Genomic DNA, 22618 nt, shown 5'->3' on the forward strand with positions numbered 1-22618 from the left:
AAACCTTACTCAAGGCGGTCGACGATGGCCGATTGCTCGTACTCAAGGCTGAGCTCCCGGGAGCGACCCCGCCCGTCGACATCGGCGTACGTGGCAGTGATCAGCCCAAGCTGGTCGAGTTTGTTGACCAACTCGGAGTACCGGGTGTACCCCAGCCCTGTCTCCTCGCTGAAAACCTCATAGACGTCGCCGGCCTGTTTGCCATCATGCTCAAGCAGCACCTCGATCAAGGCGCGCTCGGACTCAGAGAGCCCGTCCAGACACCGCGAGAGGTGGACGTGTTTCGATTTCTCGTAGGCGGCTTCGATATCCTCGTCGGTGATAGTACGGGAGGCCCGCATCTCGGCGTGGAGGCCGGCCCGACGCAGTAGGTCGATCCCAACCCGAAGGTCGCCGCTGTCGGCGGTGTACTCCGTGACCGTATCGAGTTCCGGGCTCCCAATGACGCCCTCATGGAAGCCGCGTTTGACACGCTCTCGGAGGATCGAAGCGATCTCGTCGGTCGAGTAGCGGGGAAAGTAGATCTCCTCGGGCCGGAAGACGCTCTGTACCCGGCCGTCGAGGTCATCGATGACATCAAGCGAGAGATCCGAGGAGACGACGATGACACCGATCTTCGCGCCCGAATGCACCTCGTGGGCCCGCAGCAGCGAGTACAGCGTGTCACCGGCCTCGTTTTCGTAAAACAGGTAGTTGATATCGTCTAAGGCGACGACGAGGACGGTCTCCTCTTCGACAAGGCGGTCGGTCAGTTGGCCGAAGAGCTTCTTAAACGAGATCCCGGAGGCCGGCGGCTCGTACTCGAAGACGCCCTCAAAGAGGCGTGAAAAGACGGCGTATCGCGTCGAATCCACCTGGCAGTTGACCCGGACAACCTCGATGTCGCTTTTCCCGCCGAGTTCGCCGAACAGCTTCTGGACGGCGGTGGTCTTTCCGGTGCCGGGCGGTGCACGGATCATCGTGTTGAGCGGCCGCGACCCTCTGACCGCGGGGCGGAGAGCGTATTTCAGGCTCTCCAGTTGGCTCTCGCGGTGGTGGAAGGTCTCGGGGAGGTAGTCGATCTCGAAGACGTGTTCGTTGCGGAACACGGATTCGTCCCACGACAACATCCCCTCCGAATCGTCAGCCATCTGGATACCACCACCGCGGCTGTCCACTTAATCATTCCCCGGCAGGCCCCTCGAAGCCGGTTTGTGGCCGGATGAACACGCTTTTGGCCGGCGGTGGCGTTCGCCCGGGCATGACTCACCACGACGGCGAGACGGAGGTGTGGCGATGACGACCGAACTCACCGAGATCACCGTGATCGGAGGCGATAAGACCGGCCTGATCGCCCGGGTCACCACCCTCCTATTCGAGCGCGACATCAACATCGAGGATCTCGATCAGGCCGTTCGTGACGGCCTGTTCCGGATGTCGATGCGGGTCGACACCGGCGAGATGAGCTGTGAGCGCGACGAGCTCCGCGAGGCCCTCTCAGAGCTGGGCCGCGAACTCGGCGTTGAGATCCAGGTGCGGTTCCCCAGCGACCGGGAAACCCGGCGGATCGCCGTCTGTGTCACCAAGGAATCCCACTGTCTGGAGGCCCTGATGGAAGCTGCCTCCGCCGACGGCGAGCTCGATGTGGAGATCTCGGCGGTCATCAGCAACCGCGGGACGCTCCGCGACGTGGTCGAGCCGACCGATATCCCCTTCTACGATATCGGCGACGGCAAGGGGTCGCCCGACGAGGATCGGATGCTCGATATCTTGGCCGAACACGACGTGGATCTGATCGTCCTCGCGCGATACATGCGGATTCTCGGCCCGAAGATCGTCTTCCGGTATGAAGATCGGATCATCAACATCCACCCGAGCCTGCTGCCGTCTTTCCCCGGTGCGGCCGCCTACCGGCAAGCCAAAGAGGAGGGCGTTCGCATCGCCGGCGTCACCGCCCACTACGTGACGACCGACCTCGATCAGGGGCCGATCATCACCCAGCGGGCCTTCGACGTGCCGGACGACGCGCTCATCGATGAGATCAAAGCCCGCGGCCAACCGCTTGAGGCTGAGGCACTACTGGAAGCCGTTGAACTCCATCTCGACGACGCGGTCGCCGTCCACCGCGGTCGGACGAGTCTGCGTGATGGGGCCGATCCCGACGACTACCAACTCGGGCTGTCGTCGACAGCACAGGACGCCAATCCGACCGAGCCGGTCGACGACGATCTTGATCTCAGCGAGACGCCAGGTATCGCCGACGACTAAGATAACGAAACTATAGATCGGAGACGACGTCGACTGCGTCGTCCAACGACGGCGCGTCAAACCACTCGGTGCCGGTGTAGGCGTTGGCACCCGCGGTGTACATATCGGCGACGGCAGTCAGCACCGTATCAGGCAGCGTAATTGGCTCAATCTCACACAGTGGTCGCCAGTCCGCACCGTCGGCGTCGGTGACGTTTTCCTTCGCCGCGGCAACAGCCTCGACCCACGCCGGCTGTTCACGCTTGTAGTACTGCCGGATCACTTCCTTCGAAAGTTGGTGGCCCTCGACCGAAAACCGATTTTCGTCGAAGGTGCCGACCACGTCGGCAACGCGGATCTCACCAGCATAGTAGAGACACTCGATCTTGCCGTCCTCGTGGGTGAATCCTGCGGCTGCGGCCTGTTCGTTCAATAGCTCGTTGACCGACAGCGCAACAGATTCGAGCTCATCGAGGGCAGCCGCACCGGCGATTGTATCGGCCTCGTCGCGGCTAAGATACCGGTCTTGTTCCTCGTACTTCGTGGAGAACTCGACGACAGGTTCGGGGAGTGCGACTTTCTCGTCAGGCCACTCGTCGACATCGAGCCCGTAGTCGGCGGGGTCGCCGCGCTTCCGGAGGCTGGAGCCGACCGGCACCGTGTTCCGGAAGACGATTTCGAGCGGGATCAGAAAGTTCTCGCCGGCTGCGTCGTGGTAGGCGTCGTAATCGTAGGCATCGGTGTCGGCAGCGTTGTCACCGGAATCAGCGTTGGCGTCGTCGCCGCGATACGGTAGGTTGGGTACCTGCGTCAACTGGATCGCCATCTCCGTCGGCGGCTGCTCGCAGTCAGCGAGTTCAACGACCTCGCCGTCGTCGGTGACAACGCCCTCGTAGTGAGTTGGGATACCGGCAGCCGCAAGGCGTTCGAAGTTGAACGCGCCCATCGTACAGAGGCTGGCTCCCTTCTCTGGAATCGCATCGGGCATCTGTCCCCAGTCGAAGACGGAGTAGGCGTCGGTGAAGACAAACCGGCCCGCGCCGAGGTCGCTGTCGGTGGGCTCGCGGTCGACCCGAAACTCCTTGACGCTGGTCATGCTCCAACCGGCGGCGGCCACGCCTATCAAGCTTTCAGTTCGCCGTCTCGTCGCCGGCCGCGACGTTCCGGTGCCGGTGGGGCCCGCCGCGACCGACCGCTTTTTAGTCGGGACAGCCAACCCTCCTGCATGACTGGCCGGTCGGCCGCCGACCTCGATGCCGACGCCATCAGCTTTCAGCACACCGTTGAGAGCGACCAGGCCTTCGAGAACGCCCTCACCAAAGCCCGCGATGGCGACCGGCTGACCGTTGACGACGCTGTCGAACTCCTGACGACCGGCACCGACCGCGACGGCATCGACCACGAGCGCAAGGAGGCCGTCCTCGAACTCGCCGACCGCCGCCGCGCCGAGGAAGTCGGCGACGACGTAACGTTCGTCGCCAATCTCAACAACAACGTCACCACCGCCTGCAATGTGGGCTGTCTGTTCTGCAATTTCAAGGATACTGCCCACCAGTTCGAAGCCGACCACGACGCCGAGCACGCGGGGTTCACGAAGACGCCCGCAGACTCCCGCCAGATCGTCGAGGATGGTCTCGATATGGGCATTTCGGAGGTCTGTTCGGTCTCGGGGCTCCACCCAGCCTTCGCGCTCACCGACGAACACCACGAGATCCTCGCCAACTACGACGACCCCGCCCGCGAGGTCAACTACAAACCACCCGCGGTCTACGAGACCGACCCCGGCACCTACGTCGAGCAGATCGACGCGATGTCGGTCGACGGGATCCACGTTCACTCGATCACGCCGGAGGAGGCCTATCATGCCCGCCGCGGCACCGACTGGAGCTACGAAGACGTGTACAGTCGACTCCGGGAGGCCGGCCTCAACTCCGCACCCGGCACGGCCGCCGAGATCCTCGTCGAGGAAGTCCGGGATGTCGTTTGTCCCGGTAAGATCGGCAGCGACGAGTGGATCGAGGCGATGGAGGGCGCGATGGCTGCCGGCCTTGACACAACGGCGACGATCATGTACGGCCACGTCGAAAACGAACGTCACCGCGCGATGCATCTCAAGCGCGTCCGCGATCTGCAGGATCGCACCGGTGGGATCCGCGAGTTTGTTCCCCTCTCCTTCGTCCACCAGAACACGCCACTCTACGACCACGGCGTTGTCGACGGCGGTGCCAGCGATGCCGAAGACGAGTTGATGATCGCCGTCTCGCGGCTCTTCTTCGACAACATCGACAACATCCAGAGTTCGTGGGTCAAATACGGCGACGCAAAGGGCCTCAAACTCCTGAACTGTGGGGCGAACGACTTCATGGGGACGATCCTGTCGGAAGAGATCACCAAACGCGCCGGCGGGAGCTACGGCGAGTTCCGGGGTGTCGGCGACTACGTCGAGATGATTTCCGCCATCGGTCGCCGGCCCGTCGAGCGCTCGACCGATTACCGAACGAAACGCCCGATCAGCGTCACGGGCGACAGTAGCGACGATACCTACGGGCCGACGCTCGGCCCACGAGCCGACGGGACGCCGATGCTTGAACCGGCCGAGGAGACACTGGCTGCCGACGACTAAGTTTGGTTGTGCTGGTGAGGGAGGATCAACCCTATGGCTGTGAGACCGGCTGTCGCTTGCGACCGGCGACAGCGCGATAGCGACGCCCAGCATCGGTGTCGGCGGTAATCGCATCCCAAATCCGCGTCGACAGCCACGCGTCGGTGTCGACCGGGTCGGGTGCAGGTGAAACGTCGCCACACCGAACCGACGCCGGGAGATAGCGGTCATAGACCGGGAGCCGTTCGTACAGCGGCAGTCCTGCGGCGTCGGCGATCGAGTTGAGTTCGTCGAGTGCGGGCCAAGCGTAGTCGGGATTGATGTAGTCGTCGGTGATCGGCGAGACGCCGCCGAGATCGTCGACGCCGCAGTCGATCAGGTCGCCGGTCGGCGAGAGGTTTGGCGGGACTTGCACCGAAATCTCCTCGGGAAGCGCGGCTCGGGCCATCGCCACCGCCCGGCGCATCGTGTCGACCGAGGGCTGGTCGAACTCGGATCGCTCGTTGGGGACGACATTCTGGATGATGACCTCCTGGATATGGCCGTACCGCTCGTGGAGATCGCGGATCGCCAGCAGGCTCTCGGCGCGGTCGCGCCACGTTTCGCCGATGCCGACGAGCAGGCCCGTAGTGAACGGCACGCCCTCGCGGCCGGCCGCCCGGATCGTGTTGAGTCGCTGGCCGGGCGTCTTTCGTCGGCCGCCGCTGTGGGCATCGACGTCGGCGGTCGTCTCCAGCATCACGCCCATCGAACTGTTAACCTCGCGTAAGCGACGGAACTCCGATTGCGTGATATCGCCCGGATTCGAGTGGGGGAGCAGGCCCTCCGCAAGGGCAATCTCGCAGGCCGCATAGAGATAATCGATAATCGAGTCGTACCCCCACTCATCGAGTTGGGTGTGGATTTCAGTATAGCGGTCGTCAGGTTTGTCGCCGAAGGTGAACAGGGCCTCGGTACAGCCGGCATCGACACCGGTTTCGACGACATCGCGGATCGCCTCAGGCGACATCAGCGTCGCTTCGCCGGGCACATCGTAGTACGTACAGTAGCTACAGGTGTATCGGCAGGCGGTCGTCAACGGGACAAAGACATTTCGCGAGAAGGTGAGTTCGGCCGGCGGCGAAACATCGCTCGGGGTAACGTCGAGCAGCGAGTCGACAGCCGACTCCTCGATGTCGATGGCGATGTCGTAGTCGTCGGCCGCCGGGAACATACCAAACCGCGGCCCCGAAGGCGCAAAAACTGCTCGGCTCCGGGGCTGATCGCCCCTATCGTCGCCGAACTCCGACCCGGCCGTCGCTCCGGTCGAGTTCGAAGCCAGCGTCGACAAGCCACGCACGGGCTGGGCCATCGCCGTGAATCAACACCTCAGCGAGATCACTCTGCTCGTCGATATCAGTCGCCAACCGACGGGAGTCGACAGTCTCAACGGTCGCGCTGAGATCAGCGGCGATCTCACGGTGATCGAGATACGACGCGCCGTGGTAGTCGACCCGAAACGCCGACTCTCGGACGACAAGTGCATTGGTGCCGCCACCAAGTCCCGGGGCGATCGCGATGTCGACATCGTTGCCGTCGGCGTCGCTGGCGGCGGTGAGTCGGCGGATCGAATCGGGCGTTGCCAGCGGGAGATCAGCCATCACGATCAGCGTCGGCGTGTCGGTGGTCAGTTTGTCGTTGACCGCGGTTGTCAGCGGGCGGTCGTCGACGACGACCGTGGTGTCCGCTGGCAGCGTGGTCGCCTCAAGTGCGGCCGTCGAGAGAACTATCGGCTCAGAGCCAGCCGCCTGCAGTGTCTGACACACAGATCGCAGCATCACCCGCGCAAATTCGGCGCGCTCGTCGGCGGTGAGCACGCTGTCGAGGCGAGTTTTCGGCTCGACAGCCGCGAATGGGACGAGGGTACGCATAGCTGAGAGGGATTGGAAAAACGAAACCGCGAGGACGACTCAGAACAGCGATTCGAGTTCGTCGCTGTCGTCGTTGACGAGGTCTTCGAGGTTGTCGTCGCTTTCCTGTTGGATCTCGTCGATGTTGTCCTGGGCTTCGATCGCGACCTGCTGGAGTTCCTTGATCCGGGGGACGTTTGTCACGCCGGACAGCAGGACGACACTGGAAACCCGGCCGGTGGCTTTCGTCGGGTAGTCGCCACCGCGAACCTCCATACTGCCGGTCTGCTCTTCGAGCCACTTCCGGCCGCGCTCAATCCCTTTTCGGTTGAGATAGTTCGGCGGCCCTGCGAGGACGACGAGGGCGCGTTCGGCCCCATCGATCTCACACGGGAGCGTCAGCCGCCCAAGGGCGGCTTTCCGCACCAGACTCGTGATCCGGTTGGTCGTGTTGGCGGTATCGAGGTCGTCGGTGCTGTCGTCGCCGGTGAACCGCGAGAGCAACCCGCCGGAGGACGCGGTTTCGACCTCCTCTTCGGCGAAGCCGATCGTCGAAACGCCGCCCCCGGAGAGCGTGTTGATGATCTCCGAGGAGTCGACGACGCTTTCGGCGACCTCTTCCCCTTCGCCGATCTCGCCGGCCCCAAAGAGGATGCCAAACCGTCGGACGATCTCGCTGTTGATCTCGTCGTAGCCACCTTGGACGGATTCGCCGGTTTTCCGCCAGGCGTCGTTGTCGAAGACCAGCAGGTTGTCGACCTCCCGGACGAACGTTTGGAACGACCGAGCCGCGTTGAGCGTGTAGATCCCACCCTCGTCGCTGCCCGGCAGCACACCAAGGCCGTAGACCGGCTCGGTGTAGATCCGTTTGAGGTGTTTGGCGATGACCGGCGCGCCACCGGAGCCGGTGCCGCCACCGAGGCCGGCGACGACGAGGAAGGCGTCAACCTCGTGTACCGGGATGCTGTCGATGGCCGACTGGATCTCGTCGATATCCTCCTCGGCGATCTCCGCGCCGAGTTCGTTGTCCGCACCGACACCGTGGCCCTTGACCCGCGACTGACCGATCAAGATGCGTTGATCCTCGGGGATCCGTTCCAGTCCCATCAGATCCGCTTTCGCGGAGTTGACCGCGACCGCCGCGCGGACGATGTTGGAGCCGGTCTCCTCGTCGTACTGGAGGAACCTGTCAACGATCTTGCCACCGGCCTGTCCGAAGCCGATCATCGCGAGTTTCATGTGGTACCTTCCCTCTCCATTGGCAGAAAGACAGTGTCATGAGCGCAATAAACCTTGTGTCTTTCGGAACTGTCATGATTCGGTTGGCTTCGATGCGGACATTTGCCATGTGAGCCCGTAACACTGCCAGATTCGACGGGAAACTCACAGTAAACCACGAAATCGGCGATTCGAACCAATAGCCGTTACACCCACAGTGCTGTCAGGATCATTTCAGCATCTAGATATGTGAGAACGCAACCAGAAACATTATAATTTTAATATATCCGGCGCTTCCGGCCACCAATCATCAACCGAACCCGCAGGTCGTTAGCCGGCGAGATACGAGCCGAGTGTTGTCAGCGATCCCGGCTCAACCCCGAAGGCGTCGATATCATTGTCGGCGGTCGTATTATCAAACTGCAGCGACCGATACTGATCGGCTCCCATCGGGAACCCAGGGATCTTTCCACCGACCGAGAGACCGACCCCAGCAAGTGCCATCGGCACCGAGACGATCGTGATCGATTTGCCCTCGGCATCGTAGACCATATTCGTGATTTCTCGGAGTGTGAGATTCTCGGGGCCGCCGAGTTCATAGGTTTCACCGACGTGAGCGTCGTCGATGAGCGTCTCGGCCAGCATGCCGACAAGGTCGTCGACATGGATCGGCTGGAATCGAGTTTTGCCGCCGCCGGGCAACGGGTAGACCGGCACACCGGGCGCAAACATCCCCTTGAGCTTCTTTGTGAAGGAGACGAACTCGCCGCCCTCACCGAAGACGACCGACGGGCGGATGAGTGTCCAGTCGAGATCGGAGTCGGTGACATGCGCCTCGGCCTGTCCTTTCGCGCGGATGTAGGCGGTCGCGCCGTCGGGATCGGCCCCAAGCGCGCTCAACTGGAGGAAGCGATCGACACCGCCGGCTTCAGCGGCCCGCACGAGGTTTTCGGTGCCGTGGCGATGGACTTCGTCGTGCATCTTATCGCCACCTTTCGGCTTGAACAGCGGCGACAGCGCGACAAGATTGACGACGGCGTCGTGGCCGGCGACGGCTGACTCGATGGAGTCGTAGGCGGTGATGTCGCCGCTGACGGCCTCCACCCCATCCGGCACTGCGTCGCTGTCGGGATTGCGTGCCAGTACGGTTACCTCGTGGTCATCAGCAAGCAGTTCGGGGACGAGGTGGCTGCCAATGAACCCGTTCCCGCCGGCGACTAAGACGTGCATACCATCTCTTATCACCGAACCGACCTAAAAGTAGCGTGTGGCCGTGGTGGCAAGGTAGCAAGCACCCCAACCGCGCCGCGGAGCGAACGCTTGATAGGCCGCCGGGCGGAGTGGCCTGTATGCTCGTAAGCTTAGAGGGCCTCGACGGCAGCGGCAAGACGACCGTCTGGGAGTCCCTCCAAGAGACGTACCCCGAGGCCGTCTTTACCCGTGAGCCGACCGAGTCGTGGTACGGCGACGCAGTCTACCGATCGATCAGCGCCGACGACGCCGACCCGCTGGCGGAGCTGTTTTTGTATACTGCCGACCATGCCGACCATCTCTCGCGGGTCGTCCGACCGGCCCTCGCCGACGGCAACCTCGTCATCTCGGATCGCTACAGCGACTCCCGATACGCCTATCAGGGGGCAACGCTGGCTGACAGCGAGATCGACGACCCCGTCGCCTACGTCCAGTCGATCCACGAACCGTTTACGCACACCCCGGCGCTGACGATCTATCTCGATATCGATCCTGAAACCGCCGCCGAGCGCAGCGGGAAGACCAACAAATTCGAACAGTCGGAGTATCTGAAGCGGGTGCAGCAAAACTACGAGCGGTTGATCGACGCCACCCCCGAGCGATTTGTGCGGGTCGACGCCAGCCAATCACCGGACAAGGTTCTCGCAGACGTACACGAGCAGCTCGACGCAGTCCTGTAGCCGTAGCGCAGCCGCGTAGTCCGGCTTCCTATCGCTGTGGGAGTTCAACATCCTCCGGTTGGGCGACGTAGAGCAGATCGATCGTCATCCCGAGGGCGACCGGCAGCCCGATCAGAACGGCGAAAACCACCAGCGGCGAGCCAAGATTCGGGCCGAGACCAAGCCCGCCGGTCACCACCAGCGTCGAGATGAACAGTAGGATCGGCGACAGGCCAAGCGAGTAGCCGATCCAGCCAGCCTGCGTGTCCAATCGAAGCCGGAAAAACCGCGTCATGACCGCCGCAAAGATCGTATGGACACACACCAGCCCCAGAAACACGCCGTAGTTGATGACTGCGAGCATACGCTGACTACGTGATGACGACTCTTTGCGGTGTCGACTGTCCGCGGCTGGCCGTGTCGTTGCCGCGCCATCACCCGGGGAAAGCATCGCAATCAGGGATACAGTTATGCGGGCCGAGCGTGTTAGGCTGCCACATGCAATTCGTTATCATCGGGGCCGGACGTGTCGGCCTCCGAACCGCCCGCGTGCTTCGGGAGGAAGGCCATGATGTGACCGTCATCGAGGCTGATCCAACGATCGCCGAACGCGGCCGCGAGGCTGGCTTCGACGTGATCGAGGGCGACGGCTCCCGCGAGTCGGTCCCTGAATCGGCTAACGTCGACGACGCCGACGCGGTCGGCGCGCTGACCGGTGATCTCAACGTCAACTTTGCGGCCTGTTTGATCGGCAAACATCACGGCTGCCGAACGGTCATGCGGATCGACGAGGACTACCGCGAGGGCATCTACCAGCAGTACGCCGACGAGGTCGACGAGGTCGTCTATCCCGAGCGACTCGGTGCGATCGGCGCGAAAAACGCCCTCCTCGGGGCTCGCTGACCGCCATCGCCGATGTCGCTCAAAATCTCCAGATCCTCCGGATCACAATCACCGAGGAATCACCGATCCGCGGCTACACGCTCAGTGAGGTCGCCCTTCCCTCGGAATCTCGGATTCTCGCCTTTGGCAAAGGCGAGGAGCCGATGGGGATTCCGCTGCCCGACAACTCGATCGAGGCGGGCGATTCACTCGCTGTGTTGGCTGATTTCTCGGAGTTGGCGGCGGTACGGCAGCTCCTCGTCGGCGAGAAACCCTCCACCACAGTCGCGGCGGGAGGTGCCTAACGATGGTCACCGCCTACGTGCTCATCAAGGCACATACCAGCGAGGTCGACCGCGTCAAGTCGGCCATCGAAGGCTTCGACGGCATCGAGCGCGCCGATGTCGTCGCCGGCGACGTAGATTTCATCGCGACGCTGTCGGTCGACTCGCCGGCGGCCGTGAAGGATATCGTTGCCACTGGGATCGGCTCGATCGACGGGATCGAGGACACCCAGACCTACATCGCGATGACCTAATCCGGCTCCCGGGGTTCAGCTGCTGCCACCGGCCGCCCGGGCCTGTTCGAGCAGCCCCGCAACCGGATCGGTGTAGGTGTAGCCTGGGATGATCCCTTGCACGTAGGTTCCTTCGACAAAGTCGATGAGTGCGGCCGCATCGTCGACGCCGCGCTCGACGTTTGTGTCGGTGAGCGTCGCGGTCACGACAGCCTCGCGGTCGTCATGGGTGACCTGTGGGGTGAGCGCTCGTTCGGTGCGAAAGACCGCGCCAACGTCGGTGACGCGCCGCTCAAACGTTTCATACCAGCCGTCTTCGACGATCGGCGCGAGCTCGTCGTCGGTCACCGTGCTGAGCATCGGGACGGTCACTGTCACCGAAAATGAGACGCCGTCGTCGGTTGGTTCGGCGTCGACAACGCCATCGAAGGCGGTGGTCGTCGAGACGAAGGTCGTTTCCGCGTCCGAGTCCGGTTCAAACGCGCGGTGGGCGTCGACGGCGCGGGCAAGGCCAGCAGGCGGAGATGACATGGTAAATCGAAGGAGCCACACCGAAAAAGGCCTCTCTTCGGCCGTGACAAACGGCGTCACTCGCCGAACCCGGAATCATTAAGTATTGCCCACGATTATTCACAGGTGACGCTTCGCTTTGGAGGGCCGAAGCGTCAGCGGGGACCAATCTGAGGCACTTCGCCTACGCGGGACTTTTCTTGCCGCGTGGGCGGTATTGCCTTTTCAGACCACAATCGAGAGTGACCGCGCCGCATAGCGCGTGCTGAAGTGTCTCGGACAGTGTCAATTTAAGTAGCTGGAATCTAGAGTTCCGATAACGTCTGATACCGCAGGGTTCAGGCGGGGTCAACCATGTTCAGCACGCCTACACACCGTCGGAAACGGATAGAGACGTTCGTAGTGTACATCACGATGGCGTTCGTCGCCGCCATCGTTGCAGGATACCTGTCACAGCAACTGTTCCAGCTGCTGGGGCTCTGAATCGACTAAGCTCACAGCACCGCTGGGCCTCATTTTTAGCGCGTCTATACCGAGAGATAGCCGCTGCTGTCGCTTGGATATGTGATTCGAGGAACGGGATTCGAACCACGGTCGCAGCGAAGCTGCTCCCTGATTCGAACCCTTCCAGAGCGATACGCGATCCTCACTATCGTTCGGATACGCGATGCGAGGGAAGGGATTCGAACCCTCGACCCCTACGGGAGCGGGTCTTAAGCCCGCCGCTTTTGGCCTAGCTCAGCCACCCTCGCGCGTCTATCCGTTCTCCAATCATACAAAAGTCGGTTTCGGTTGGTACCCTACCAATCGACGCTGAGCGTCCCATCGCCGTGGGGATCGGGCGCGATCTCGATATCCTGCTCGCGGTCGATGATGTGAATCACACCGCGATCCTTCTTGGCCGGACACAGCTCGGCGGCCCGAATATTCTCATCAAGTTCGGATTCGTCGAGAAAGTACGCTCGTGGGGTGGCGACACCGGTTTCGAGATCGAGTTCCCAGTTGTCGGAGGCCTCCGCACACCGACCCGCGCCAAAGCATTTGTTGGCCTCAAAGATGATCTTGTAGGGCTTTTCCTCGATCGGCGGGGCATCCTCAACGGTGCCCACCTCACTTGGGCTGGGGCGATCGTCACTCATAGCCCGGTATTACAACTGCGGGATCTTTCGTGTGTTGGTTTGCTGGGCCACAGCGGGATGTTTTTGTCTTCGACGGCTGAACCATGTCTATGTCCCAACAGATGACGACGTTCGGCGAATGGCCCCTGAAACGGCTGATGACGGAGGTCTGTGGCTCCGGGCATAAATCCGCCGACGATCTCACCCGCGAGCAAGCCCTCGAAGCCTTCGAGCGGATCATCGCCGGCGAGCCGGATCCGACGACGCTGGGGGCGTTCTGGCTGGCCAACCGCTGGAAGCGCAACACCCCAACCGAGTTGGCGGCCTACACCGATCTGATGTGTGAACACGTCGACACCGCCGCCCCGGACTGTGACCCCGTCGACTGCGGGGCCAACTACGACGGCAAGGGCCGGTCAACGATCCTCGGTGTCGGGGCGGGCGTTGTCGCCGCCGCCGCAGGCACCCCGGTCGTCGTTCACTCCGGCGACCGCGTCCCGACCCAGAAACAGGACGCCTACAAACACGTTCTCGACGAGCTTGGCATCCCCACTGAGTTGAGCCCCCAAACGTCCGCCAAGATGGTCGATTCGACCGGGTTCGGATTCTACTACCAGCCCGCGTTCAACCCCACCATCGACGAGCTATTCGACCGCCGCGATCAGATGGGCGTCCGCACCTTCGTCAACACCATCGAGACGCTGGCCAACCCCGCCGACGCCGACGTGCATCTGGGGTCATTTTACCACCTCGCGTTTGCGAAAAAAGTCGTCGAGACTTTTCAGGAAAGCGAACACCACGACCTCGATCGGGTTCTCATGTTCCAGGGGATGGAAGGCTACGACGACATCCGTCCTGGGCTGACGAAGGTCGCCGAATGGAATGCGGGCGACGAGGATAATGATGCGGAGCGCTTCGATGATTTCGAGATCGAAACCGCCGACTACGGGATGAACTTCGAGAGTGAGGATCTCCACGTCGACGACGTGGCCGCCGACTCCGCGTCGATCACCGAAGCGGTGGTGACCGGCGAGCGCGACGATCAGTTCGCGGATGCGATCGCACTCAACGCAGCCCTCCGGATCTATGCCCGCGAGGATGTCGACTCCCTCGATGCGGGGCTCACCGCTGCCCGCGAGGCCATCGCCGACGGGAGTGCAGCCGCCGTTCTCGGCGACCTCCGCGAGTTCTAAGCGCCGATCGCAGTCGCCTCGATTCAACTGTCCTGTCGCAGCAACACGACCATCGAGAGCCCAGAGACCACCAGCAACAACAGCGACGGCACCACGGCGTACTGATAGAAGGCGTTCTCCTGGGCCCGCCAGATCACGGTCACCAGCGTCTCAAAGCCCGTCGGCCGGAGGATCAGCGTCGCCGGCAGCTCCTTCATCGTCGTCAGAAACACGAGCGCGCCGCCGGCGACGATGCCAGGCGTGACCAGCGGCAGCGTGACCGTCCGAAAGGCCCGCAGCGGCGTCTCCCCGAGCGTCCGGGCGGCCTCGACAAGCTTGGGGTCGACCTGCAGCGTCGAGGTACGGATCGAGCCGACAGCCTGCGGCATAAATCGGACAACGTAGGCAAAGATCAACAACGGCACGGTCTGGTAGATCGTTGGCACGAGCGGGAGAGCAAACCCATCGAAGCCGGTCGCAAAGAAGACCAACGCCAAGCCGAGGACGATCCCCGGGACAGCAAAGCCAACGTAGGTCGCCCGCTCGAAGACCCGCGCCGCAAGCGAGTCATGTCTGGCCGCGAGGTAAGCGACCGGGACGGAGGCGGCGACGGCAACGAGGGCGGCTGCCGCGGCGACACCGACGGAGTTTGTGACTGTCGACAACTGGAGGGCCAACGACGGCCGGGCGGTCAGATCCGCGGTCACGAACCACAACCCAAGGATCCACAGCGGGACGAGCAGTGCCAGTCCCGCGACCGCCGCCGGCAACAGGGTCGCCGGCCACCGCCAGACACCCAACGAAATCAGCGGCTCCTCGCCGGCCGTCCCGACGCCGTCGCCGTGGCCGCCGCCATCAGCCCGAAGCCGGGATTCGATGGCGAGAATCACGAGCACAATCCCCAGCAGTTGCAACGAAAGCAGCGACGCATAGTCCTGGCCGAAGGAATCCAACTCAACGAAGATCTGGCGGGTAAACACCGGCAGTCGCATGATGACCGGCGTGCCGAAATCGGAGACCGCATACAGCGCGGCCAGCAGCGCGCCGGCGGCGATCGACGGACGGACGTGCGGCAGCGTCACCCGACGAAACGCCTGCCAGCGACCGTGGTTCAACGTCCGGGCAGCCTCAAGCAGCGTCGAATCAAAGGATAACAGCCCAGCGCGAGCGGTGAGATAGACGTACGGATAGGTATACAGCGTGATCACCAGTATCGAGCCCGGAAGCCCATAGATCTCCGGGAGGCGGTCGATCCCAAGCGGTTGGAGGATCGCCTGAAACTCCCCGCGGGGGCCAAACGCCGAGACAAACGTGAACGCGCCGATGTAGCTCGGTACCACAAGCGGGAGGGCGACGACGACCGACCAAAACCGCCGGAAGGGAAGATCGGTCTGGACGGTCAGCCACGCCAGCGGCACGCCGATCAAAATCGACAGCCCGGTCACCCCGCCCATCAGCAACAGCGTGTTGAGCAACACGTCGGCGGTCGCCGGACGCGCAAGGAGATCCCACGCTCGGTCGGGTTCAACGCGGATCGCCTCAAGTACCAGCCACGTCAGCGGCACCAACAGCGTCGCCGCGATCGCGCCGGCCAACAGCGTGAGCCCGACTGATCGGTCACCACTGCCGTCGGCGATGGCACGAAGTCGGTCGATGGGTGAGGTCATCGGTAGAGGAGACGGTAGGTGAGCGAAACGGCTCCGAGGGGACAACGGTATCGGTTCCGTTCTGTCGGCGGTCGGATTCCAACGGATATAAGGTTTAGGTTTGCCTAATCCACCCATGGAACTGACCCGACGCGATGCTGCTGCCGCGCTCGCTGCCCTCGGGGCCGGCGGCGTCGCAGCCGTCGCTGTCGGTCGCAGCGAGGGGAACGGCCGCCGGGCGGCCGACGATATCGACGAGGCGGCGATCCGGGCGACGATGGTCGCCGCAGCCGAGGTCGTTTATCCCGATGCTGTCACCGGGATCGACGAGTTTGTCAACACATTCCTTGACAGTCGGCTGGCCGGCGATCGCCACGCCGCCGCCGTCGACAACGCAGTCGCCGCCCTCAATGATCGCACCAAATCGTGGTACGACGACCGGTTTGCCGATCTCGATGCCGACACGCGTGATGCAGTGCTCCGGGAGATGGCGGTCGACACGGCTGAACCACGCCGGGAGGGAACGACCCGGGAGATGGTGCGATACTACGTCGTCAACGAACTGCTGTTGGCGCTCTACAGCTCACCAACCGGCGGTGAGTTGGTCGGCATCGAGAACCCACAGGGGTACGCCGGCGGGATCAACAGCTACCAACGGGGGCCGACGACGTGAGCGGGCGACCGCCAGCCGAAGACATCGAAAACAGCGCGGGCGCAACCGACCGCACGCCCGTCGACAACGCCGACGTGTGTATCGTCGGCGCGGGGCCGGCGGGCGCGCTCGTCGCCGACCGGCTGGCTGACGCTGGTAACGAGGTGGTCGTTCTCGAAGCCGGGCCACGGTTCGATTTTGACGATCGATTGGCTCGCCAGGAGAAGGCGATCCGGCCGACCTACGACCGCCCCGACGTGTGGGACAGCGACCCCGAACGCGACGCCCACTCGAATTCGGGTGAGTGGATCTACCCACTCAACCACGCCCGGGCGAAGGGCGTCGGCGGCTCGACGCTGCACTGGCAGGGGATGGTGATGCGGTTCCACGAGGCCGATTTCAACAGCGCGAGCGAACGGGGTGTCGGCGCTGATTGGCCCATCGACTACAGCGACCTCCGGCCGTACTACGCCGCCGCCGAGCAGGCTCTCGGCGTCGCCGGCGGCGACAACCCCTTCGCGCCGCCGCGTGAGGAGCCCCACCCGATGCCAGCGTTTGAGCCCTCCTACAGCGATAGTCTGTTCGCGGAGGCCTGCGACGAACTCGAAATCGCCATGCATCCGGTACCGAACGCGCGTAACTCCGAACCGTACGACGGCCGCAGCGGGTGTGTCGGCTACGGCACCTGCCAGCCCGTCTGTCCGTCAGGGGCGAAATACGACGGGACGGTGCATATCGAGTCAGCCGAAGAGAAGGGGGCGACCGTCATCGACCGGGCGCCCGTCCAGCGACTCGACCACGACGCTGACCGGATCACCGCCGCGACCTACGCGACGCCGGACGGCGAGCACCGGCAGGAGGCTGATGCGTTCGTCCTTGCGGCTGGCGGGGTCGAAATCCCGCGATTGCTCCTGCTTTCGGAATCCGACCAATATCCAGATGGCCTCGCCAACTCCAGCGGCGCAGTTGGTCGATTTTTCATGGATCACCTCTTTGCGGGGATGGGCGGGACACTCGATGAGCCGACTCGGCAGAACCACGTCGGCTTTCTCACCAGCGAAACCCACCAGTTCTACGACGACGCTGACGACGAGTTTGCACCATTTAAACTCGAATTTTTCAATTATGCTGGCCCCTCACCGGTCGAGATGGCACTCACGGGCGACGACTGGGGCGACGACCTCCTCGATCGCTTGCGCGACGGCTACGGTACCCACATCGCCATGGGCGGGCTGGTCGAACAACTCCCACGCGAGGACAGCTACATCGGTCTCGACGAGTCGACGACTGACACTCACGGCAACCCTGTCCCGGATATCTACTGGAACGTCGGCGACCGCGCGCTGCGCACCATCGAGCGCGCAAACGAGATCCAGCGGTCGATCTTAGAGGAGCTCGGCGTCGACATCGAATGGACGGCCGGCCCCGACAGCACCGGGCCGGCCTATCACCACATGGGGACGACCCGAATGAGCGACGATCCAGCCGAGGGCGTCGTCGACGCCGACTGTCGCACCCACGATCTCGACAACTGTTGGATCGCCTCTGCTCCGTGTTTCCGACCGGCGGCGCGATGAACCCAACGTTGACGATCGCCGCCCTTGCGCTCCGCGTTGCTGACGCCGTCGATGCGGCGGTGTAACGACCGAATTGTTCTATTTTAGGTAAACCTAAAAGTATAAACCGGAGTGGCCAAAACGGCAGGTAATGAGTCACGGACTGCAGCACGAAGCCGATACGGAACCGCGGACAAACGGGGCTGAACATGCCGACGCGGGCGTTGACGCTGACGACGATGAGGCAGACAGATTCACCTTCGACGACCTGAGCGTCGTGATGGGCACCTACAACGAGGAGGCGGCCATCAGCACCGTCCTCGACGATATCGAGCGTGTCACCGACGGCAAGGCCGAAGTCGTCTGCGTTGACGGCTCCTCGGATCGAACACCCGAGATCGCCCGCGAGCACGGCGCGCGCGTGATCGAACAGGAACCACAGGGGTACGGTGTCGCCGTCAGCGCGGCGATCCACGCCGCCGACCGGCCGGTCGTCGTCACCACCGACTGCGACGACACGTATCCGATGGAACAGTTGCCGGAGTTCCTCGCGGAAATCAACGACGGCGCGGATGTTGTCAGCGGCGACCGCCTCTACCACGGCGCGGAGGCGATGCCGGGCTTTAATCGGTTTGGCAATCAGGCCTTCGCGGCGATTGCGAGCGTCCTGATGGGCGAGCGCGTCCACGACACAACGACCGGGATGCGGGCCTACCGCGCGGAGGTCATCGACTCCATCGAGTGGACGGAAAACACCGGGCTCTCAGCAGAACTCCTCATTCGCCCGCTCATGCGCGGCTACGAGGTTCGTGAGGCCCCGATCAGCTACGCCGAGCGCGCCGGCGAGACAAAGCTTGATCCGATTCAGGGCGGCGCAGAAATCGCGAAATCGATCCTGAAGGTGTGTCTCGAAGAGCGGTTCCGGTAGGGCATCGCTCGTGGCGGCGACTCAACCGCGATGGACGATGGCGATATCGCAGTCGAGTTCTTTGAGCTGTTCGAATGTTGGCGCGTCAATGATTCGGGAGACAACGGTGCGGTCGGTACTGGAGCCGAGGATCGTGAGATCGTAGTTGTCGGCGTGTTCTGAGAGAAATGACTCCAGTGGGCTGGTTGTGACGCGCGTTTCGATGGCTCGTTCGAAGGGTTCGACCAGATCGGCGACCATCGCCTCGGCGGTACGGCGGTCACCCTCGCTGTCGATGCTGTGACAGACCGAGACGTAGCTCATCTCACCGGCGAGTCGTTCGGCGAAATCCAACATCGCGTGGGCCACCTCGCCGTAGTGTTTGATCGGGACGAGGAGCCGCCGCCAGCTCGTCCGTTCGCCGTTGCTCCGAAGCACTACCACATCAAGAGTTGAATCAAACAGGCCTCTGATGAACCGCGTCAACTCGCCGTCGGCCGTCTGGTAGGGCGTGACCACGAGATCACAGTTCGTCTCGGTGGCGGCTTCGACGGCGATCCGAGCATCATCGGGCTCGCCGGCAACGACAACAACCTCACAGGGGATATCGAAGCGGTCGCGGAGGGATTCGGCGTGGGCTTCGAGCGACTCGGCTGTCTCGCGGGCTGCTGCCGGGAGATCGGCGGCGTCAGTCGAAACCCGTCCGTCGGCAGATGATCCGGTCGCCGCACCCTCAGTTGGGGTCACTCGGCGGAGTTCCGCCCCGCCGTCGGTATCAACGGCGTCGTCGGTCGCGTGTTCTCCCTCGTTGACAACGCCAAAGAGGACGAGCTTCCCGGTTTCGTGGGCGGCGGCGAGCTGTGCGCCGAAGGTAGCGACGGTGTCGGCTGTCTCGCCGCGCATCGGGACAAGTACCTGATCGTCGGCGTGGGTGGTCTGATAGAGGTAGTCGGCGCGCTGTTCGTAGATCTCCCGCCGCCAGACGACAAAGACGCCGACGACGACCAGCGAGGAGGCGAAGACGCTCACGACGTAGACGAACTGGGTAACCCCTGAGACGAGTACCAGCAACGCTGTCGAAAACGCCTGTGACTCCTCTAAGTCAAGCGCCCAGGTCACGATCCCGGTCAACAGCACGCCGAAGGCGGCCGCCCCCGGGTTGATCTGGAACGTCTCAGGGGGCACCCGATACCAGTACCGCGCGCTGACGGCGAGGGCGACCCAGCCACAGACCGCGCCCATCGTCATCCCGCCGACAAACCGCCGCGGCGAGGCGTACTGCGATTCGGGCTCACGAAACAGCGTGAACGCGCCTGAAACCAACGGCGGAAACAGCAGGAACGGAAGCAGGTCGATGGTGTTGGCAAGCCATGTCACCAACCCGATCAACAGCGGCACGACCAACAGCAGCGAAAAATGAATGAAGTTCCGGGTATCCTCGAGCCAACTGCGGAAGTCCCCCACTCCCGACGAACGAGTCGCAACAGCCGGCGAAAAACCGTTCGGAGCCGGAACCCAAGCGAGGGCATAGCCACGGAGAGGGGCGGTATCGACAAAAAGCCACGCCTCAGTGGCAGCGACACCGCTCAGCCGGTCGCCGACACCGTCGTCTCGAAGTCAACCCACTCAGGGTGAGCCGTCGGATCATCGGGAAGATAGGCGTCTTCCGGATCGCAGTCCGTTGTGAGCCGACAAACACGCCGCTCCGCCGGGGTGACCGCCTGCACGCCCGCCGGCGTCGACTGCACGGCCGTCCACTGCTGGTAGGTGTAGGTGTTGCCACCGGTGTCAACCAAGGTGACCCGAACACCGATGTTTTCGGTCGGATCAATCGGGACTGACGTGTTGCCCGCGACGGGCGTCCCGTCGACACCGACCAGTCGGGCCGAGCCGTTGTCGAGCGTCCAGTTCGCGGTAATCGTCTCGCCGGGCGCGTCGATATCGCGGATCACTGTCTCATCGTCAACTTCGAGCGCGACGATCGCTCGCGTTACCTGCTCGGCGACACCGACCCGCGTGTCGGCCTGTAGTGATTCGCCGGTCGGCGTCGACAGCGACTCCAGTTTCGGGGCGACATGTTGGTCGGGATTCGGTGTCCACACCCCACGGTAGGCAAACCGGTAGACCGACCGGTTCCGATAGGCCGCCAGCACCTCGAAGTTCCCCGCCGCGTCGCGGTCGCGGGCGTAGACCACCTCGCCGTCGAAGCCGGGATCGTTCCGTAACGACTGGAAGGGGTGGTTCTGCCAGGGGCCGTATGGATCGGGAATAAACACGAGGGCGTTCTCGAAGTCAGCCGACTCGATCGGCTCGTAGGCGGTCTCGTATTTCTCGGTGTAGGCCATGTTGCGGTCGAGCGGTTCGGTAACCGCGCCCGCGGTCGCGCCGCCAACCGCGAGGGCGGCGACGAGGGCGACAGCGACGGCGATCCCCCGGCGGCCGTCGGTGACGTGACGGTAGCGAGACGGTCGAAGGCGGCCCCCTCTCGGAGCCATCGCCAGCCGACGACGAGGCCGAGGGCGGCAAAGATCGACAGCGGCACCAAGAGGTCGAAGTAGTAGAACGGGCCGAAATGCGAAACCAGACCGTTGGCTGGATTGTCCAACTCGGCGAGCATGTTGTGGGTGCCCCAAAACGGGATGTTGCCGAGCGGCACCGACACGAAGAGTCCCGCAAGCAACAGCCCCGCCGTTGAGCCCCACTCGCGGTCGCGCTTTCGCCACCATCGTGCGGCGACAAGCAAGCCGCCAGCCGCCGCCAGCGTCCCGATGACACCGCCGACGAACCACCGGGTGCCGAGAAACTGCAGCGCGTAGCGGTTGGACTCGATGGCGAGATCAAGCGTGTAGACCACCTCATGATCGAGGATTTCACGAAAACCAAAGCCGGGGCCGTCCAACGGCGCGAACGCCTGATACGGGAAGGTCAGCGGCGCGCCGGTGAGGACGGCGTTGTACGCGAGCGTGAGCCCGACAAAGGCGAGCCCGCCGATGCCGGTAAGCGTGTTGCGCTGGACAGGATTCGGCAGCGACCGGAACCCGGCTCGACTCCCAGCCAGCCGCACCTGCTGCGTTAGCGAGCGGTCATCGATCCACAGCCCGTGGCCGAACTCCCACAGCGCGTGGACGATGAACGGCGCGGCGAACAAAATCGCCGTATAGGGCCGAGCGAACGCGGCGAGCCCGATAGCGACGCCGGCGACTGCGGCCGCCCGCAGCGACCCGGTTCGGACACCGTGGAGATAGGCAACCGCAAACGAGAGATTCAGCAGCGTTGTCGGCGCGTAAGGCAGAAACACCGACGACGTGAACAGCGTCATCGGCGACGCCGCGAACAACAGCCCGGCCAGCAGCCCGACGCGGCGGTCGGCAACCATCGAGCCGAGTATCGCCACGAGCACCGCGTTGCCGGCGGCGACGACCGCCAGCGTCACCCGTGGTTCGTTGAACAGGGCCATCGAGACCGCAAACATCGCCGCTGGTACGGGGTTGTACTTCGGGTAGAGGTCGCCGCCGTCAGCGATGAAAAACCACGGCCGGAACACATCGGCGAGGTCGCCGCCGGCCAGCGTGAGTTGGCCCTCAAGCAGCATCGACGCCTGCATGAGGTAGACTCCCTCGTCGTGGTTCACCGAGTGATACGGGAAGACAAAAACGGCGATGAGAAAGACGGCGATCCCCGCACCCACACCGAGGGTGAGGTAGCCGGCAGTGCCCGAATCGATCCGGCGTCGAAGCCGGCCGACGCGGGTGGCTGCGTCGGTACTGGCAAGGCGACGAAACTGCTGTCGGAGCGGCCGAGCGACCATCGCCG

Annotated in this window: 20 protein-coding genes, 1 tRNA gene and 2 pseudogenes; 9 read left to right on the plus strand and 14 right to left on the minus strand. The window is 63.4% G+C overall.

Going from position 1 to position 22618, the window contains the following annotated elements:
• Positions 1 to 5: 5 nt before the first annotated feature.
• On the minus strand, positions 6 to 1130 hold the full coding sequence (locus ACFQJB_RS10525; RefSeq protein ID WP_379727005.1) for an ORC1-type DNA replication protein: 1125 nt from the start codon (positions 1128 to 1130) through the stop codon (positions 6 to 8).
• 145 nt (positions 1131 to 1275) lie between these two features.
• Here ACFQJB_RS10525 and ACFQJB_RS10530 point away from each other — a divergent pair, with 145 nt between their 5' ends.
• Positions 1276 to 2247, plus strand: a complete 972-nt coding sequence (locus tag ACFQJB_RS10530) for a formyltetrahydrofolate deformylase (protein ID WP_379727008.1) — start codon at positions 1276 to 1278, stop codon at positions 2245 to 2247.
• A 10-nt stretch (positions 2248 to 2257) separates the two neighbouring features.
• Here ACFQJB_RS10530 and ACFQJB_RS10535 read toward each other — a convergent pair whose 3' ends face one another.
• On the minus strand, positions 2258 to 3322 hold the full coding sequence (locus tag ACFQJB_RS10535; protein ID WP_379727011.1) for a phosphoribosylaminoimidazolesuccinocarboxamide synthase: 1065 nt from the start codon (positions 3320 to 3322) through the stop codon (positions 2258 to 2260).
• 129 nt (positions 3323 to 3451) lie between these two features.
• Here ACFQJB_RS10535 and cofH point away from each other — a divergent pair, with 129 nt between their 5' ends.
• Complete coding sequence (gene cofH, locus ACFQJB_RS10540; protein WP_379727015.1) at positions 3452 to 4849, plus strand: 7,8-didemethyl-8-hydroxy-5-deazariboflavin synthase subunit CofH; 1398 nt, start codon at positions 3452 to 3454, stop codon at positions 4847 to 4849.
• Between the two features lie 31 nt (positions 4850 to 4880).
• Here cofH and cofG read toward each other — a convergent pair whose 3' ends face one another.
• The 4 genes from cofG to ACFQJB_RS10560 form a co-directional block, all read right to left on the minus strand.
• Positions 4881 to 6041: a 7,8-didemethyl-8-hydroxy-5-deazariboflavin synthase subunit CofG gene (cofG, locus tag ACFQJB_RS10545; protein ID WP_379727018.1), complete on the minus strand. Its 1161-nt coding sequence runs from the start codon at positions 6039 to 6041 to the stop codon at positions 4881 to 4883.
• A 55-nt stretch (positions 6042 to 6096) separates the two neighbouring features.
• Positions 6097 to 6738: a 2-phospho-L-lactate guanylyltransferase gene (gene cofC / locus ACFQJB_RS10550; RefSeq protein WP_379727021.1), complete on the minus strand. Its 642-nt coding sequence runs from the start codon at positions 6736 to 6738 to the stop codon at positions 6097 to 6099.
• A 39-nt stretch (positions 6739 to 6777) separates the two neighbouring features.
• Positions 6778 to 7956 carry a tubulin/FtsZ family protein gene (locus ACFQJB_RS10555; protein WP_379727024.1) on the minus strand — a complete coding sequence of 393 codons (1179 nt, stop codon included), beginning with the start codon at positions 7954 to 7956 and terminating at the stop codon, positions 6778 to 6780.
• 309 nt (positions 7957 to 8265) lie between these two features.
• Positions 8266 to 9165 carry a complex I NDUFA9 subunit family protein gene (locus tag ACFQJB_RS10560; protein WP_379727028.1) on the minus strand — a complete coding sequence of 300 codons (900 nt, stop codon included), beginning with the start codon at positions 9163 to 9165 and terminating at the stop codon, positions 8266 to 8268.
• A 119-nt stretch (positions 9166 to 9284) separates the two neighbouring features.
• On the opposite strand from ACFQJB_RS10560, the gene tmk reads away from it, so the two are divergent.
• Positions 9285 to 9866, plus strand: coding sequence for a dTMP kinase (gene tmk / locus ACFQJB_RS10565; protein WP_379727030.1), 582 nt, complete (start codon positions 9285 to 9287; stop codon positions 9864 to 9866).
• A gap of 28 nt (positions 9867 to 9894) precedes the next feature.
• Here tmk and ACFQJB_RS10570 read toward each other — a convergent pair whose 3' ends face one another.
• On the minus strand, positions 9895 to 10209 hold the full coding sequence (locus tag ACFQJB_RS10570; protein WP_379727033.1) for a hypothetical protein: 315 nt from the start codon (positions 10207 to 10209) through the stop codon (positions 9895 to 9897).
• Between the two features lie 134 nt (positions 10210 to 10343).
• On the opposite strand from ACFQJB_RS10570, the pseudogene ACFQJB_RS10575 reads away from it, so the two are divergent.
• Both ACFQJB_RS10575 and ACFQJB_RS10580 read left to right on the plus strand, forming a co-directional pair.
• Positions 10344 to 11032, plus strand: a pseudogene (locus tag ACFQJB_RS10575) (potassium channel family protein).
• A gap of 2 nt (positions 11033 to 11034) precedes the next feature.
• Complete coding sequence (locus ACFQJB_RS10580) at positions 11035 to 11265, plus strand: Lrp/AsnC family transcriptional regulator (protein WP_120103552.1); 231 nt, start codon at positions 11035 to 11037, stop codon at positions 11263 to 11265.
• 15 nt (positions 11266 to 11280) lie between these two features.
• Here the strand turns inward: ACFQJB_RS10580 and ACFQJB_RS10585 are convergent, their stop codons facing one another.
• The 3 genes from ACFQJB_RS10585 to ACFQJB_RS10595 form a co-directional block, all read right to left on the minus strand.
• Positions 11281 to 11775, minus strand: a complete 495-nt coding sequence (locus ACFQJB_RS10585; RefSeq protein ID WP_379727036.1) for a DUF5813 family protein — start codon at positions 11773 to 11775, stop codon at positions 11281 to 11283.
• A 647-nt stretch (positions 11776 to 12422) separates the two neighbouring features.
• Positions 12423 to 12506, minus strand: a tRNA-Leu gene (locus ACFQJB_RS10590).
• A gap of 48 nt (positions 12507 to 12554) precedes the next feature.
• A complete protein-coding gene (locus ACFQJB_RS10595) occupies positions 12555 to 12893 on the minus strand; it encodes a ferredoxin (protein WP_379727039.1) in 339 nt (112 codons plus the stop codon).
• 89 nt (positions 12894 to 12982) lie between these two features.
• On the opposite strand from ACFQJB_RS10595, the gene ACFQJB_RS10600 reads away from it, so the two are divergent.
• Positions 12983 to 14065: an anthranilate phosphoribosyltransferase gene (locus ACFQJB_RS10600; RefSeq protein ID WP_379727042.1), complete on the plus strand. Its 1083-nt coding sequence runs from the start codon at positions 12983 to 12985 to the stop codon at positions 14063 to 14065.
• 23 nt (positions 14066 to 14088) lie between these two features.
• Here the strand turns inward: ACFQJB_RS10600 and ACFQJB_RS10605 are convergent, their stop codons facing one another.
• Positions 14089 to 15711, minus strand: coding sequence for an ABC transporter permease (locus tag ACFQJB_RS10605; protein WP_379727045.1), 1623 nt, complete (start codon positions 15709 to 15711; stop codon positions 14089 to 14091).
• A 115-nt stretch (positions 15712 to 15826) separates the two neighbouring features.
• Between ACFQJB_RS10605 and ACFQJB_RS10610 the strand changes: the two genes are divergently transcribed.
• The 3 genes and pseudogenes from ACFQJB_RS10610 to ACFQJB_RS10620 all read left to right on the plus strand — a co-directional run bounded on the left by ACFQJB_RS10610 (position 15827) and on the right by ACFQJB_RS10620 (position 18826).
• Entirely contained in the window at positions 15827 to 16363 is a 537-nt protein-coding gene (locus tag ACFQJB_RS10610; protein WP_379727047.1) for a gluconate 2-dehydrogenase subunit 3 family protein, read from the plus strand.
• A pseudogene (locus tag ACFQJB_RS10615) lies at positions 16360 to 17984 on the plus strand (GMC family oxidoreductase). The gene ACFQJB_RS10610 and the pseudogene ACFQJB_RS10615 overlap by 4 nt, the downstream one beginning before the upstream one ends.
• Positions 17985 to 18178: 194 nt before the next feature.
• Positions 18179 to 18826 (plus strand): dolichyl-phosphate hexose transferase, encoded by a 648-nt coding sequence (locus ACFQJB_RS10620; protein WP_379728030.1) that lies wholly within the window; start codon positions 18179 to 18181, stop codon positions 18824 to 18826.
• Between the two features lie 21 nt (positions 18827 to 18847).
• Here ACFQJB_RS10620 and ACFQJB_RS10625 read toward each other — a convergent pair whose 3' ends face one another.
• From ACFQJB_RS10625 to ACFQJB_RS10635, 3 genes are all read right to left on the minus strand, one after another.
• On the minus strand, positions 18848 to 20269 hold the full coding sequence (locus tag ACFQJB_RS10625) for an HPP family protein (RefSeq protein WP_379727050.1): 1422 nt from the start codon (positions 20267 to 20269) through the stop codon (positions 18848 to 18850).
• 122 nt (positions 20270 to 20391) lie between these two features.
• Entirely contained in the window at positions 20392 to 20907 is a 516-nt protein-coding gene (locus ACFQJB_RS10630) for a hypothetical protein (protein WP_379727053.1), read from the minus strand.
• Entirely contained in the window at positions 20796 to 22613 is a 1818-nt protein-coding gene (locus ACFQJB_RS10635) for an ArnT family glycosyltransferase (RefSeq protein WP_379727056.1), read from the minus strand. The genes ACFQJB_RS10630 and ACFQJB_RS10635 overlap by 112 nt, the downstream gene beginning before the upstream one ends.
• Between the last annotated feature and the right edge of the window lie 5 nt (positions 22614 to 22618).

This window comes from Halonotius sp. GCM10025705 (assembly GCF_042662885.1).
Classification (GTDB): Archaea; Halobacteriota; Halobacteria; order Halobacteriales; family Haloferacaceae; genus Halonotius; species Halonotius aquaticus.

Coding starts and splice junctions, on each gene's coding strand:
- ACFQJB_RS10525 (WP_379727005.1), bottom strand. CDS start 1,130: ATGGCTGACGATTCGGAGGGGATGTTGTCGTGGGACGAATCCGTGTTC.
- ACFQJB_RS10530 (WP_379727008.1), top strand. CDS start 1,276: ATGACGACCGAACTCACCGAGATCACCGTGATCGGAGGCGATAAGACC.
- ACFQJB_RS10535 (WP_379727011.1), bottom strand. CDS start 3,322: ATGACCAGCGTCAAGGAGTTTCGGGTCGACCGCGAGCCCACCGACAGC.
- cofH (WP_379727015.1), top strand. CDS start 3,452: ATGACTGGCCGGTCGGCCGCCGACCTCGATGCCGACGCCATCAGCTTT.
- cofG (WP_379727018.1), bottom strand. CDS start 6,041: ATGTTCCCGGCGGCCGACGACTACGACATCGCCATCGACATCGAGGAG.
- cofC (WP_379727021.1), bottom strand. CDS start 6,738: ATGCGTACCCTCGTCCCATTCGCGGCTGTCGAGCCGAAAACTCGCCTC.
- ACFQJB_RS10555 (WP_379727024.1), bottom strand. CDS start 7,956: ATGAAACTCGCGATGATCGGCTTCGGACAGGCCGGTGGCAAGATCGTT.
- ACFQJB_RS10560 (WP_379727028.1), bottom strand. CDS start 9,165: ATGCACGTCTTAGTCGCCGGCGGGAACGGGTTCATTGGCAGCCACCTC.
- tmk (WP_379727030.1), top strand. CDS start 9,285: ATGCTCGTAAGCTTAGAGGGCCTCGACGGCAGCGGCAAGACGACCGTC.
- ACFQJB_RS10570 (WP_379727033.1), bottom strand. CDS start 10,209: ATGCTCGCAGTCATCAACTACGGCGTGTTTCTGGGGCTGGTGTGTGTC.
- ACFQJB_RS10580 (WP_120103552.1), top strand. CDS start 11,035: ATGGTCACCGCCTACGTGCTCATCAAGGCACATACCAGCGAGGTCGAC.
- ACFQJB_RS10585 (WP_379727036.1), bottom strand. CDS start 11,775: ATGTCATCTCCGCCTGCTGGCCTTGCCCGCGCCGTCGACGCCCACCGC.
- ACFQJB_RS10595 (WP_379727039.1), bottom strand. CDS start 12,893: ATGAGTGACGATCGCCCCAGCCCAAGTGAGGTGGGCACCGTTGAGGAT.
- ACFQJB_RS10600 (WP_379727042.1), top strand. CDS start 12,983: ATGTCCCAACAGATGACGACGTTCGGCGAATGGCCCCTGAAACGGCTG.
- ACFQJB_RS10605 (WP_379727045.1), bottom strand. CDS start 15,711: ATGACCTCACCCATCGACCGACTTCGTGCCATCGCCGACGGCAGTGGT.
- ACFQJB_RS10610 (WP_379727047.1), top strand. CDS start 15,827: ATGGAACTGACCCGACGCGATGCTGCTGCCGCGCTCGCTGCCCTCGGG.
- ACFQJB_RS10620 (WP_379728030.1), top strand. CDS start 18,179: ATGGGCACCTACAACGAGGAGGCGGCCATCAGCACCGTCCTCGACGAT.
- ACFQJB_RS10635 (WP_379727056.1), bottom strand. CDS start 22,613: ATGGTCGCTCGGCCGCTCCGACAGCAGTTTCGTCGCCTTGCCAGTACC.